This is a genomic window from Streptomyces cinnamoneus, assembly GCF_014650495.1.
Classification (GTDB): domain Bacteria; phylum Actinomycetota; class Actinomycetes; order Streptomycetales; family Streptomycetaceae; genus Streptomyces; species Streptomyces cinnamoneus.
Genome location: NZ_BMVB01000003.1, coordinates 383595 through 396787 on the forward strand (window position 1 = coordinate 383595; position 13193 = coordinate 396787).

Here is a 13193-nt window from a genome sequence, read left to right on the forward strand (position 1 = left end):
GCCGCGATGCGTGAGCGTCACCGCTACCTCTTCATCAGGATCCTGGAAGCCTGCAACGCCGACTGTTTCATGTGCGAGTTCGCGCTCTCCCGCGACGCGTACCGCTTCTCCGTCGAGGACCTCGACGAGCTGCTGCCCGAGGCCGTTGCGGCCGGGGTGCGGTACGTGCGCTTCACCGGGGGCGAGCCGCTGATGCACCGGGACGTCGTGGAGCTGGTGCGCAGGGGCACGGCGGCGGGCATGCGGATGTCCCTCATCACGAACGGGATGATGCTGCCGAGGATGGCGGAACGGCTCGCCGCAGCCGGCCTGGCCCAGGTGATCGTCAGCCTGGACGGCGCCTCGGGAGCGACCCACGACGTCTACCGCCGCTCCCCCGGCATGTTCGACAACGGGCTGACCGGGCTGCGCGCCGCCGCGGCGCTCGGCGTGCTGCCGAGGGTCAACACCGTGGTCGGGCCGCACAACTACACGGAGATGCCACAGCTGCAGAAGGTCCTCACCGAAGCGGGCGTGGTGCAGTGGGAGCTGTCCGCCCTGAAGCTGGACCGCACCATCACCTACCCCGACCCCTCCCACGTGCGGGAGGTGTGCGACCCCCTCTACGACGCCGATCCGCACACCGTCCTGGTCCCCCTGGGCAAGCGGTTCTACGGGGACACCGAGGAGGAGCGGGAACGGTACTTCACCGAGTCCCTGACCCCGCGCGCCTCCCGGCCGCTGTGTCACGTCGTGGACGACGTCATCTACCTCGACGGGCGGTTCGGGCGGATGTACGCCTGCAGCTGCCTGCCGCACCGCGAGGCCGGTCACGGCCCGGCAGGCGGTGCCCCGTTGCGGGAGAACGGCGCGGTGGCGCTCGACACGCCCGTCTTCCGGGCGCACGCCGGTTTCTTCCGCGCCCACGGGCCCGAGCTGTGTTCGGGCTGCTCCACGACGGCCGCGGGATACAGCGACGACATCGCCCGGCTCGGGACGGTGCCGCCGTGGCGGTACTGACCCCCGGCGGCGCGGACGCCCCGCCGCCCTCCGGCAGCCGCCCGGGGGCCGGGCGGAGCACCCACGGCGCCGGCCGCCGCGCAGCGGTGCCGCCGGGGTCCGGCCCGGCACGGCAGCGGGTGCTGCTGGTGTCGCGGGACGACGAGCTGGACTCCCTGCTCGCCCGTCGTCGCGTCGCCGCGCACCTCGGCGAACTCGCCGTCACCACCGAGGCGTCCGCCGGTGCTCCGCCGGACGCAGCCCTGGTCTGCGACGACGAGGCGGCCACCGAGCGGCTGCTGGCCCTGGGCGTACCGGTGGTGCACCTCTTCTCCGGCGAACGGGACCCCGGCAGGCCCGGTGCGGCCGGCCGGGCGGTGCGATGGCTGCACCGTCCCGGCTGGCTGCCGGCCCCCGGGCCGCCGGGGCCGGGCGTCCGGGCCGCCGGGACGCTCGCGCCCGCGCGCACGGCCAGGGACCGCAGCCGTACGGGCGCCCTGCTGCTCCTGTCGCTGTGGGGCGTTCCCGGCGGCGAGGCGCGGGCGTTCACCGACGGACCGCTGCAGGCGCTGGTCCGGGCGGCGACGGACCGGGCGGGACACTGCGACGTGGTGTGCGACACCGGGCTCGCCGCCGTCCGTTCCGCCCTCCGGGGCCTCGGCGCACCCGGGGAGGCGCGGCTGAGCCGTGCCGCCGACGTGGACGTCGACGCGCTGCACGCCGCCGGCGAGGTCTTCCTGGCCTCCCCGACGCTGGCGGCGGTGGGGCTGGCCCGGGCGCGGCACGCCCCCGTCTGTTTCCTGCCGCCACTGGGCGAGGCACAGAGAGCCCTGGCCGGGCGCGTGAGCCGGGTGGTGCCGGTGCCCGTGGCCGACGGCCGCGGCCCCCTGCCGGAGCCGCCCCCGCCCGAGGCGCTGTGGCGTGCGGCGGAACCCGCCGCGGACGACCTCCGCGGTGCCCAGCGCATCGCCCGCAGCGTCCGTCAGCTCTCGCTCGCCCCGCCGTGAACGCGCTGCCCCGAGGACCACCCACCGGTGGACCGGGGTGCCGCCCCTCCTTCGAGTCACCGATCGCCTGTCGACACTGGAGCCGCCATGTCCGGCACACCCGGCGAACACGACGCGCCCGCAGACCCCGCCGGCTTCCGGCCCCGCATCCCCGCGGCGGAGTGGGACGACTGGCGCTGGCACATGCGCAAACGCATCAACACCCTCGGCAAGGCCCGGCGCTGGATCCGCCTCACTCCCGACGAGGAGAAGGCCGTCGCCGGGTCGGCCGGCAAGTACCGGTGGAGCATCACCCCGTACTACGCGTCCCTGATGGACCCCGACGACCCCACCTGCCCGGTCCGGCTGCAGGCCGTGCCCGCGCCGGGCGAGCTGACGGAATTCCCCGGCTCCGAGGTCGACCCGGTCGGGGACATGTACTACCGCAAGACCAACCGGGTCGTGCACAAGTACCCGGACCGGGTGATCATGCTGATCACCGAGGCGTGCCCGGTCTACTGCCGGCACTGCACCCGCAAGTTCCACACCACCGACGTGTCCGGCACCTACTTCCGTGACGACGAGGGCGGGTCCTTCGACGAGGACCTGCGCTACATCGCCGACCACCCGGAGATCCGGGACGTGCTGCTCACCGGCGGCGACCCGCTGTCGTACCAGGACGCCCGGCTGGAGGAGATCGTCTCCGGGCTGCGGGCGATCCCGAGCGTGGAGATCATCCGCATCGGCAGCAGGTTCCCCGTGCTGCTGCCGCAGCGCATCACCGACGGCCTGTGCGAGATGCTCGCGCGCCACCACCCGGTGTGGCTGAACACGCACTTCAACCATCCCAAGGAGATCACCGCGGAGTCCGCCGCCGCCGTGGACCGCCTGCTGCGCCACGGCATCCCGGTGGGCAACCAGACCGTGCTGCTGCGCGGGATCAACGACGACGTCACCACGATGCGCACGCTGATGACGGAGCTGCTGCGCATCCGCGTCCGTCCCTACTACCTCTACCACTGCGACAACGTCACCGGTGTCTCGCACTTCATGACCTCCGTGGAGAAGGGCTGGGAGATCATGGAGGGCCTGCAGGGCCACATCACCGGGTTCGGGGTGCCGCAGTACGTCCTCACCACGATGATCGGCAAGATCCCCATCGCCCAGCCGTACTTCACCCCCCACCCCGACGGCCTGCTGCTGCGCAACTACCGGGGCCAGGAGATGGTCGTCGACGCCGCCGCGTACCCGATCACGGAGCCTGATACGCCATGAGTCTCGACAAGCGCCTGGGACAGCGATTCCTGCCCTACGGGGCCAACTACCTCGACTGGTCGGACATGCACGAGCTGCGCGAGGCGATCGAGCACGCCGTGCTCTTCCGCTACCAGACGGAGGGCGAGTCCATCGCCTCCCGGCTGGAGCGCCGGGTCGCCGAGCGCCTGGGCGCCCGGCACGTCCTGGCCCTGCACAACGGCACCGAGGCCCTCCGGCTGGCGCTGATCTCCACCCGGCCGCGCACCGGCGACCTCGTGCACATCCCGGCGGTCACCTTCGTCGCGGTGGCGGGGGCGGTCCTCTCCAGCGGGCTGGTCCCGGTGCTCGTCGACGTCGACGACTCCCTCTCCCTCGACCCCGCGCTGCTGCCGCCCGGCACCGAGCGGGTGATCGTCGCCCACATGGAAGGGACGGTGGCCCGGCTGCCGGAAGGCGTGCCGTACGTCGTCGAGGACTGCGCCCAGGCCCTGGGCGCCTCCTTCCCCGACGGCCGGCACGCCGGGACGGCCGGGTACGCCGGCACGTTCAGCTTCCACCACAACAAGGTGCTCACCTCGGGCGAGGGCGGACTGCTCGTCACCGGCGACCCCGCCGCGTGGGCGACCATGCGCTGCTACCACGACCACGGGTCCGCCCGGGTGCCCGGCTGCTACCCGACGTGGAACGCGGACGCCCACTACGGGGAGAACTTCGTCACCAGCGAGGGCGTGGCGGCCATCCAGTTCCAGCAGTTCCGCCACCTCGACGAGCTGCTCGCCGGCCTGGAGCGGCAGTACGCCATCGCCATGGACGACCTGCCGGACCGCACGGACCTCACGGTCCTGCCGAGGGCCGCGGGGGACGTGAAGATCAGCCTGCGCTTCCGCTGGGAGAGCCGGGAACTGCGCGACGCGGCCGTCGCCGCGCTCACCGCGCGCGGCATCGCCAACTGGACCCTCGGCAAGTACCTCCTGCCGGAACACCCGGTGATCACCGGCCGGCGCTCCCTCTACGCCGACGGCTTCCCCTGGAGCCTCGCCCCCGACCGGCCCCTGATGCTCAGCCGCGACGGGTTCGCCCGCACCCGGGACCTGCTCGGCCGCACCCTGTGCGTGCCCTTGTCGCCGGAGCTCTCCGAACAGGACCAGGTCCTGGCCGTCAAGACCCTGCGCCAGACCCTGGAGGCCGTATGAACGGGAGCGCCCCGGTCCTGCTGATGGCCGACGACCGGCCCTGCACCTTCACCCGCTACGCGGCCGGGGCCCTGGCCGGCCGGCTGGTCCTGCTGCGCTTCGCCGAGGTGCGCCGGGACCTGCCGGACGACTACCTGCGCGAGACCGCGCACCTGCCGGCGTTCTGGGTGCGCGAAGGCGTGCCGCTGGAGGAGGAGGCCCGGCGCTACACGCAGTGGGCGGCCGCACTGCCCGCCCGGCCCGGCCGCTTCTGCAATCCCTCGGAGCCCCGGCAGGCCGTCGCCCAGCGGTTCGCGGCGCTGGCCGGCCTGCCGCACCTGACGGAACGACAGGTGACGTGGGTGCGGGACAAGGCTGCCATGAAGGACAAGTTCCGGGAAGTGGGGCTGCGCACCGCCCGGTACGCGCGCGTGACGGACGCGGCCGACGTCGAACGGTTCGCGGCGGTGTGCGGCTGGCCCCTGGTCCTGAAGCCCGTGGACTCCTTCGCCTGTGTGGACACCTTCCGGCTGGCCGGGCCGACCTGCCTGGACCGGGCCGTCTTCGGCACGCGGGAGTGGATGGTCGAGGAGTACCTGGGCGGCACCGAGTGGGAGGTGTGCGCGCTCGTCCACGACGGGGAGGTGCTGGACGCCTGGCCCAGCGCCATGCCGTGCCGTCCGCTGGACATCGTCGACGGTGCGATGAACGCCAACATCAGCGTGGCCACCGGCGAGGGCCCGCCCGTGGACCTGCGGGGCATGCTCCAGCGCATCGCCACCGGCATGGGCCTGGACCACGGCTATGTGCACATGGAGTTCTTCGTGATCGACGGCACGGTGTACGCGGGCGAGATCGGCGTGCGGCTGGCGGGCTGCGAGATCACCGCCAACCACGGGCACGCCTACGGCTTCGACGTCTTCGGTGCCACGCTCGACGTCTACCTCGGCCGGCGCCCCCGCCTCCGGTACGGTGAGCGCCGCTGCGCGGGCGACCTGCTGCTCCCCCTGCCCGGCTCGGGCGTCGTCCGCGCCATCACCCCCAGGGAGGAGCTGTTGCGCATCCCCGGGGTCGTCGACGCCGTTCTCAAGGTGGGCGTCGGTGACGCGGTCGCGGCACGCCGCGCCTCGCACAACGCGTCCGGGTACGTCCATGTGACAGGCACATCGATCGGCGAGGTGGAGCACCGCATGCGCGAGGTCCTCGGCGCCTTCACCATCGATGTGGCGCCCAGCGTGCGGCCCCGGGAGGCCGGCGCCGCGCACCCGTGACCCCCGTGCCCGGCCGGACCGCACCGCCAGCGAACGGAGACCGAGACAGTGACGAACGGGTTGCCCCGCCGGTTCATCAATCTGCTGACGCGCCATCATGTGGTGGGGGCGGCCTGCTGGAGCGTGGTCTCCCGGCTGCCCGTGTACCTCATGTCGCTGGCCGTGGTGCTGGTGGTCCGGGAACAGGGCGGCAGTTACGCACAGGCCGGGCTGGTGGCCGCGCTGTACACCCTGGGCATGGCGGCCGGCAGTCCCCTCGTCGCACGGTACGTCGACCGCAGGGGCCGGCGGCCGGTGCTCGTCGCGACCGGGCTGGTCTATCCGTCGGCGCTGGGCCTGCTGGTGGGGGTCACCCGGCCGGGCGACTGGGCGCAGCCGGTCGGTGCCGTCGTCGCCGGCGTGGCCCTGCCCCCCGCCAACGCGTGCATGCGCTCGCTGTGGGCGCGGCTGCCGCTCCGTGACGACGAGCGGGAGATCGCCTACTTGTGGGAGGCCCTGCTCACCGAGGTTCTCGTGATCGGTGCGCCGCTGATGCTGGCGGCCCTGATGCTCCCGGGGTCCGCCGGGCTCGCCCTGGCGACGGTGGCGACGATCGGCGGCGTCGGAGCGCTGGGGCTCGCCATGAGCCGGCTTCCCTCGGAGCCCCGGGAGAAGGGCGCGCGGCCGGACGACGGTCCGCACCACCTGCTGGGGCCTCTCCGGGAGCCGGCCATGCTGGCGCTCACGGGAGTGATGGCCGTGTGCGCGGTGCCCATCGGGCTGATGACGCTGGCCATTCCGGCGTTCGTCGACGACCACGGATCGCCGGGCAGCACGGGTGTCGTATACGCCTGCTGGGGCGTCGGCAGTGCGGTGGGGGCCCTGTGGCTGGGGCGCTCGCAGTCGGAGGTGGCGGTGCACCGGAGGTTCCCGCGGCTGGTGTCGGCCTATGCCGTGGGGACGGCACTGCCTCTGCTGGCCGTGTCCGAGCTGACGCTGGGTGTGGCACTGGCGGTGGGCAGTGTGCCCATCGCCCTGGTGTCGGCCAGTGAGATGACCCTGGTCAGCCGGGTCGCCGACAGCCGGTTGCTGACGGAGGCGTTCACCTGGGCCTCCCTGGCCACCGTGGTGGGCGACGCCCTGGGGCAGCAGGCGGGCGGGCTGCTGATGGATCCGGCCGGACCGCGCGGAGTGTTCGCGCTGGCGGCGGTGGTGGCCGCGGCCGGAGCGGCTCTGGCCTTCGCCTGCCGGGAGTTGCTGGGCCGCGGTGCGGTCGTCGCGGCGGAGCACGCGGCGTGAGCGGCCGCCGGCCCGCCAGGGCCCCACCGCCTTGCCGGCCCTCCGGTCCTGCCCGTTCCCCTCCTTCCCGTCCCTCCCCCTCCCGCGCCGGCCCGCGCTCGGGCCGGCCCCGGGTCAGCGCACGAACACGAGGTGTCTCCCCATGAACCCTGCCGTCAGCGACCAGCGGCACCAGCGGTCGTCCGCCGTACCGGGGCCCGGAGTGTTCCGCCCGGTCGCCCTCGACCGGTTCTCCGATGCCGTTGCGGAATTCCTGGCGGCCCCCGGCCGGACGCCCGTTCCCGTACCGGTCGACGGCCGTGCCGATCTCGTCTCCGGCGTGGCCGCGGCGAACGGGCTCTACGACGGCCTCCGCACGCCCGCGCCCCTGGACCTGGGTGTCGTGCTCGGGGCCGAGGACCTGCCGGGGGGCGTGGCAGAGCTGGCCGGTCCGTTCGCCCGCCGGTGGGTGGACGAGAAGGAGCTCGACGATGCGGCCTCCTTCCACGACCGCCACCCCGGGACGCTGCTCGTCGTCGGCCGCTACGACCGCCTCAACCTCTCCCCCGTACGGGCGCTGCTGCTGGCCACCTACCGCGGTGCCGGGCACGCGCTGACCCTGCTGAGCGGGCGCGACGGCGCCTCGGTGGCCTGGAACGTGGCCAAGCAGTACGCCTTCGCCAGGCAGGAGGTGGACGCGCTGGGCCTGTTCACCGACACCGACCGCCCACCCCACCTGCCCGGCGTGCGGGTCTTCGACGACCGTGACTTCGAGCGGACCGACATCCAGGGCGAGATCCTCGGCACCCGGTGGCGCAGGGTGGTCTTCCAGGGCCACGGCAAGGACGACAGCGTCAACCTCGGCGAGTTCACCATCTGCGGGCTCAACCCCGCCGTCCCCGCCGTCCCGGGCCTCCTCGGTCCCCGCTGCGCGTACGGGCTGCCGTGCTACAAGCCCGAGGACAAGCTGGTCCCCCTCCACCGCGTGGAGGCCGCGGAGGTGGTCCTCAGCGCCTGCAACAGCGGCCCGCTCGCCGACCTCGCGCTCTACGACCCCAAGTACCAGCTGCTGCTCAACGCCCTCGACGGCCCCGCCCGCACGGTCGTCTCCGCCGTGTCCGTCCACGATTCCGACCGGCCGGAGAACGTGGCGTGGATGCGCGCCGCCCTCACCGGTGCGGACTCCGTCGACACCCTCAACGCCAGTCTGGCCGGGTCGCACCCGTACCCGGCGTTCATGCGCTTCGGCATGCCGGACGGCGAAGGGGGACAAGCGCCTCCCGCGCCCCGGCCGGCCGACCACCGGCCCGACCCGCTGCTGATCACCGTGGGCCGGCGGCTCACCGCCCTGCTCGCCTCCGAGCTGCTGCCCCACAACCATGCGCTGCGCCCGCGGCTGACGAAGCTCGCCCGCAAGGTGGACCTCTGGGCGGCCCGGCCCACGCATCTCGCCGACCAGTCGCCCGACGAGATCCTCGCTTCGCTCACGGCGGACCTGCAGTCCCTCGACCACGCCGTCACCGAGCAGGTCGCGGAGAACCCCGAGAACGAGATCATGAACTATCCGGCCTACTTCGGCGACCGCAGCTCCCTCGACCCACGGGTGCGCGAGGTGACCTGTCACTGCGGGCGGCCCGCACAGGAGTTCACCCGGCGCGGTCTGCTCCCGTACGTCCTGGACACCACGTGCGCGGTCTGCATGCGCTGCGGTGACGTCACGTTCCGGGTGCCCGGGGCGCCCGCCCTTCTGGCCCACGCGGACGACGAGGTGGAGCAGGGCGGCGTGCTGGAGGTGCGCGCCGAGCTCACCGCGTCCCGGCCCGGTCCCGTGCGGCTCGGCCTGTTCGTCCCGACCTACCTGCGCGACGACACCGTGGTCGAGCCGCGCACGGTGAAGGTCCGGGGCACGGCCGACCGTCCCCGGGACGTGACGTTCCGGGTGCGGTTCGCGGCCGGGACCGCGCCGCAGGCGTACTACTTCACGGTCTTCGCCGTGCAGGACCTCGCCGTCTCCACCGCCCGGCGCCACTTCGGAGTCGTCCCGCGCAGCACGTGAAGACAGCAGCACCGGCACCATCCATCCGATCGAAGGACGGTTGTCATGCAGAACCAGACCACACCCCCCATCGAGCTCGTCGAGAACGACGGCGAGGTGACCTTGAGCATCGGCGGCGAACAGGCCATGCAGGCCTGGGAGCGCGACCTGATGTGGGCGAGCGCCGACATGCTGTGCGAGTACGGCCACGACTTCTACGAAGTGGGGCTGGGCCTCGGGCTGTCCGCCCTGCGCATCGCGGGCAACCCCACCACGCGCAGCCACACGGTGCTGGAGCTCTTCGACGAGGTCGAGGACCTCTTCCGCGCCCGCCATCCGGAACTGCCCGGCACCCTCTCCATCGAGCGCGGCGACTTCTTCCGGCGCGTCTTCGAGCTGCCGTCGGAGAGCATCGACGGCATGTTCTTCGACCCGGCCCTGGACATGGACGTCTGGACGGACAAGGAGCTCTGGGCGAGGACCATGCCGGAGGTCGTGCGCGTGCTGCGCCCCGGCGGGGTGTTCATCCCGTTCTTCAGCACCAGGCCGGAGCTGCGCTGGCAGTACCTGCCGCACTTCCGCAGCATCCGCGTCGAGCGTCACCCGTACGTCGCGTACGAGACCACCGAGTACACGCACGGCACGAGCGGCGACGCCTACATCCAGTGCTTCCGCAAGGACTGACAGCGCTTCCGCGAGGACTGACGACAAGGACGAGGACTGACTGACCGATGACCACCGAATCGAGTACCGGCGCCGGCCCCGGTGCGGCGGAGGGGCCGGGCATCCGCTCGGTCTTCCTCGCCGGTCCCTTCCTCCAGCTCCTGGACCCGGCCACCGGGGAGATGCCCGGCGATGCCCGGGCCCCCTTCGACACCCTGATCAAACACTTCGAGGCGCAGGGGCTCTCCGTCCACAACGCCCACCGCCGGGAGGCGTGGGGGGCGGAACTCATGCGCCCGGAGGAGTGCACCCGCATCGACCAGGAGGAGATCCGCAAGGCCGACGCGTTCGTCGCCCTGCCCGGCTGCCCGGCCTCCCCCGGCACGCACATCGAGGTGGGCTGGGCCAGCGCGTTCGGCAAACCGATCGTCCTGCTGCTGGAGAGGGACCGGGAGTACACCTTCCTCGTCCAGGGCCTGCACACCGTGGCCACGGTGGAGTACGTCCTCCACACGGACGTCGCCGACGCGCTGCCCGCCGTCGACCGGGCCCTGCGCCGTGCGGTGGCCCGCCACCGCGAGGCGGCACCCGGTGGCCGCTGCCACTGACCCCGCACGCCGCCGCCCGCCCCGTACGTCCCGGGGCGGGCGGCGGTCGTCCGGCGGGACGGCACCCGCACCGGGCCGTGGCCGGGCACGGCCGGCTACGTGCGGCTTCCGCCGATGACGAAGTCGAACGTCGCCTGCAGCGCGGGGCCGGCCTGACGGACGTTCATCAGCAGCGCCGGATGGAAGATCGGATCGGTGTTGTTGCGGGGCTCGCCGGGGAAGTAGAGCTGGGTGGTGAGGACGGGGCCACCGGGCGCCTGGACCTTGACGTGCAGGTGCCGGGTGCGGCCCGGGTAGAGGCCGGGGACGATCGTCGTCAGGGTGAACGCCCCGCGCGCGTCGGTGTACTGGTGCCCTCTCAGCCCGAATCCCCGGTTGTCGTAGGCACCTGTCGCGTCCGCCTGCCAGAAGTCCAGCAGGGCGCGGGCGACCGGGCGGCAGGTCAGTCCGAAGACGAAGCCGCCGACCGTGAGCCGGGTGCCCCGCGTCCCGGGTTCGAGCAGGGAGGCGCGTTGGGGGGAGTTCGGCTTGAAGTACGGGCCCTCGATCTGTGACGGCGTCGGGTCGTCCCCGTCGTCGCAGACCGGCGTCGGGGCGAGGGGCGCGTCCGACGGGCCGTGGTCCCGCGCGAGGGCCACGCCACTGCCGAGCAGCGCGGGCATGGGCACCGCGACGAGTGCCGCCTTGAGCAGCGTCTTGCGGCTGAACGGGTGCCGCCCCGGGGGTACGGGGTCGCCGGTGTGGGTGTGCTCGTCCGCCATGGTCGGCCTCCTGGGGGTGAGTGGCTCGTGGACGAACCTAGGGAGGGCGGCCGGGCGGATCGATGGACTCCGTTCAGTGAACGTGGTGATTCCCGCGGGTCGCGGGCGCGTCCTGCCCCCCGGCCGTTGCCGCCGTGCGCCGGAAGGCTCCCGGGCTGACCCCCGTCTCCCGCCGGAAGAAGCGGCAGAAGTACGCGGGGTCGGTGAAGCCCACCCGCCGCGCGACCTGGCCCACGCCCAGGCTCGAACCCGTCAGCAGCCGCTTCGCCTCCAGGGTCCGTGCCGCGCGCACCAGTTCGCCGGGGGTCCGTCCGGTCGCCTGCTTCACCACCTCGTTCAGGTAGCCGACCGAAACGCCCAGACGTGCCGCGTAGGCCCCGACGGTCCCCTCGGCCCCCGCGGTCTCGGTCAGGAGCAGCCCGAACTCCCGGGAGACCTCCGCGGCCCGGCCCGGTGCCGTGCCGGGCTCCCGTACGGCGGGCAGACGCAGCGCCCGGACGAGGAGGATGTGCAGGTACGCCTCCAGGACGGAGATGTAGCCGTCGCCCTTGGCGGTGTACTCCTGGTGCATGGACCGGACCAGCGAGCCGATGCCGCAGCGGTCGTCGCCCGGGGCGGCGGGTGCGGCGGGGCCGTCGGTCAGGTGCAGCCAGGACCGCTCGCCGAGGGCGCGAAGGAGCTGCCGGTCGCCGGGACGGGCCAGCAGGAAGTCCTCGGTGAACAGCATCAGCACGCCGCGCAGGTCGTTCGTCCGCTCCCAGTAGTGCACTTGGCCGGGCAGCAGGAAGCACAGGTGGGGCGGGCTCAGTGGCCGGCGGACGAGGTCGATGACGTGGGCCCCGGAACCGCCGGTGACGTAGACGATCTCGTAGAACGTGTGCCGGTGGGGATAGCCGGCGCGGGAGTCGGGGCCGAGGGAGTCGAAGGAACCCATGGCGAACGGCGGCACTTGCGGGAGGGGGACCTGCAGCCGGTGCAGGGGGACGGGGTCCGTGTGCGTGTCCATGCTCCGTCCCTCCGTCCGGCGCGGCCGGAGGCCCTGGTCGCGCCGGGCGCTCCGGGGCGCGGTTCAACGACGTGCGAAGACCTCCCGGGCCGGCGGCCCGTAGGAGGTCTTCGCCTTGGACCAGGGGCCTGATCAGGGCCTGAGCAGGCCGTCGAACAGCTCCCAGCCGGACCACGGGCCGCCGATGGCCGCCTGCCGGCGGTGGTAGGGGTAGCCGCCGCTGTTGACGCCGAAGAGCTCGATGCGGCCGTCGGCGTTGGTCTCGGCGGCGACCTGGCTCAGCGCGCCGTCGAACTGCGCCCAGCCCGACCAGGGGCCGCCGATGGCGGTCTGCCAGCGGTGGTAGACGGCGTCGGCGCTGTTCGTGCCGAAGATCTCCAGGCGTCCGTCCGCGTTGCGGGCCGCGGCGATGGACGTCAGCTGGCCGTCGAGCTGCTCCCAGGCCGACCAGCGCCCGCCGAGGGCGGTCTGCCACTTGTGGTAGACCGATCCGGCGCTGTTGACGCCGAAGAGCTCGATGCGGCCGTCGGCGTTGGCTTCCGCGGCGACCTGGGTCAGGCCGCCCTCGATCTGTTCCCAGCCCGACCAGGGGCCGCCGATGGCCGTCTGCCAGCGGTGGAAGATGTTCCCGACGCTGTTGGTGCCGAAGAGTTCGAGCCGTCCGTCCGCGTTGCGGGCCACGGCGACGGACGTCAGCAGCCCGTCGAGCTGCTCCCAGTTGGACCACGGGGTGCTGGAATCGGGGGTCTGCCAGCGGTGGTAGATGTTCCCGGCGCCGTTCACGCCGAACAGCTCCATGCGGCCGTCGGCGTTGGTCTCGGCGGCCACGGCGCGCAGCGCGCCGTCGAACTGCGCCCAGGGCGACCACGAGCCGCCCGCACGGGTCTGGTAGCGGTGGAAGACGCCGTCACCGCTGTTGGTGCCGAAGAGCTCCAGGCGCCCGTCGGCGTTGCGGGCTGCTGCTATGGAGGAACCGAAGACGGTGACGCCGACCCGGTTCGCGGCGGTCGCGGGGGTCGGGGCCGTGCCCAGCAGCATCACGGCCGAGGCCGACGCCACGAGGGCGCTGACCAGTCGGCCGATGCGTCTGTGTCTTTTTCTCATCGAATGCCCTTTCCTGCTCGGGAACGGAGCCCATGCCGATGGGAAACGCTGGGCACGGTACAGCCACTGTGTCGCCCCGCACAGCGTGCCGACGC

11 protein-coding genes and 1 pseudogene are annotated in these 13193 nt (G+C 73.1%); 9 read left to right on the forward strand and 3 right to left on the reverse strand.

The annotated features are described in order from the left end of the window. The first annotated feature begins 6 nt into the window (after positions 1-6). From blsE to IE182_RS06695, 9 genes are all read left to right on the forward strand, one after another. The gene (blsE, locus tag IE182_RS06655) at positions 7-999 is read left to right on the forward strand and encodes a cytosylglucuronate decarboxylase (protein WP_190108691.1); all 993 of its coding nucleotides are present in this window, start codon (positions 7-9) and stop codon (positions 997-999) included. Further along, positions 987-1985: a CGA synthase-related protein gene (gene blsF, locus IE182_RS06660; RefSeq protein ID WP_229844622.1), complete on the forward strand. Its 999-nt coding sequence runs from the start codon at positions 987-989 to the stop codon at positions 1983-1985. Before blsE ends, blsF begins: the two co-directional genes overlap by 13 nt. An 87-nt stretch (positions 1986-2072) precedes the next feature. After that, positions 2073-3239, forward strand: coding sequence for an arginine 2,3-aminomutase (blsG, locus tag IE182_RS06665; protein WP_190108692.1), 1167 nt, complete (start codon positions 2073-2075; stop codon positions 3237-3239). Beyond that, on the forward strand, positions 3236-4414 hold the full coding sequence (locus tag IE182_RS06670) for a DegT/DnrJ/EryC1/StrS family aminotransferase (protein WP_190108693.1): 1179 nt from the start codon (positions 3236-3238) through the stop codon (positions 4412-4414). The genes blsG and IE182_RS06670 overlap by 4 nt, the downstream gene beginning before the upstream one ends. Further along, entirely contained in the window at positions 4411-5664 is a 1254-nt protein-coding gene (locus IE182_RS06675; protein WP_190108694.1) for an ATP-grasp domain-containing protein, read from the forward strand. Before IE182_RS06670 ends, IE182_RS06675 begins: the two co-directional genes overlap by 4 nt. Positions 5665-5712: 48 nt before the next feature. Further along, the gene (locus IE182_RS06680; RefSeq protein WP_190108695.1) at positions 5713-6942 is read left to right on the forward strand and encodes an MFS transporter; all 1230 of its coding nucleotides are present in this window, start codon (positions 5713-5715) and stop codon (positions 6940-6942) included. A 142-nt stretch (positions 6943-7084) separates the two neighbouring features. Next, positions 7085-8977 carry a hypothetical protein gene (locus tag IE182_RS06685; protein WP_190108696.1) on the forward strand — a complete coding sequence of 631 codons (1893 nt, stop codon included), beginning with the start codon at positions 7085-7087 and terminating at the stop codon, positions 8975-8977. Between the two features lie 45 nt (positions 8978-9022). Continuing rightward, the gene (locus tag IE182_RS06690) at positions 9023-9640 is read left to right on the forward strand and encodes a class I SAM-dependent methyltransferase (RefSeq protein ID WP_190108697.1); all 618 of its coding nucleotides are present in this window, start codon (positions 9023-9025) and stop codon (positions 9638-9640) included. A 47-nt stretch (positions 9641-9687) separates the two neighbouring features. Further along, positions 9688-10227: a nucleoside 2-deoxyribosyltransferase gene (locus tag IE182_RS06695; RefSeq protein WP_229844623.1), complete on the forward strand. Its 540-nt coding sequence runs from the start codon at positions 9688-9690 to the stop codon at positions 10225-10227. 113 nt (positions 10228-10340) lie between these two features. Here the strand turns inward: IE182_RS06695 and IE182_RS06700 are convergent. The 3 genes and pseudogenes from IE182_RS06700 to IE182_RS06710 all read right to left on the reverse strand — a co-directional run. Next, positions 10341-10988 (reverse strand): annotated as a pseudogene (locus IE182_RS06700) (dioxygenase family protein); the annotation flags it as partial. A 73-nt stretch (positions 10989-11061) separates the two neighbouring features. Continuing rightward, complete coding sequence (locus IE182_RS06705; protein WP_190108699.1) at positions 11062-11994, reverse strand: helix-turn-helix domain-containing protein; 933 nt, start codon at positions 11992-11994, stop codon at positions 11062-11064. Positions 11995-12126: 132 nt separating this feature from the next. Further along, positions 12127-13098, reverse strand: coding sequence for a PLL family lectin (locus tag IE182_RS06710; RefSeq protein ID WP_190108700.1), 972 nt, complete (start codon positions 13096-13098; stop codon positions 12127-12129). Positions 13099-13193: the final 95 nt, after the last annotated feature.

Coding starts and splice junctions, on each gene's coding strand:
- blsE (WP_190108691.1), top strand. CDS start 7: ATGCGTGAGCGTCACCGCTACCTCTTCATCAGGATCCTGGAAGCCTGC.
- IE182_RS06695 (WP_229844623.1), top strand. CDS start 9,688: ATGACCACCGAATCGAGTACCGGCGCCGGCCCCGGTGCGGCGGAGGGG.
- IE182_RS06675 (WP_190108694.1), top strand. CDS start 4,411: ATGAACGGGAGCGCCCCGGTCCTGCTGATGGCCGACGACCGGCCCTGC.
- IE182_RS06705 (WP_190108699.1), bottom strand. CDS start 11,994: ATGGACACGCACACGGACCCCGTCCCCCTGCACCGGCTGCAGGTCCCC.
- IE182_RS06710 (WP_190108700.1), bottom strand. CDS start 13,098: ATGAGAAAAAGACACAGACGCATCGGCCGACTGGTCAGCGCCCTCGTG.
- IE182_RS06690 (WP_190108697.1), top strand. CDS start 9,023: ATGCAGAACCAGACCACACCCCCCATCGAGCTCGTCGAGAACGACGGC.
- blsG (WP_190108692.1), top strand. CDS start 2,073: ATGTCCGGCACACCCGGCGAACACGACGCGCCCGCAGACCCCGCCGGC.
- IE182_RS06670 (WP_190108693.1), top strand. CDS start 3,236: ATGAGTCTCGACAAGCGCCTGGGACAGCGATTCCTGCCCTACGGGGCC.
- IE182_RS06685 (WP_190108696.1), top strand. CDS start 7,085: ATGAACCCTGCCGTCAGCGACCAGCGGCACCAGCGGTCGTCCGCCGTA.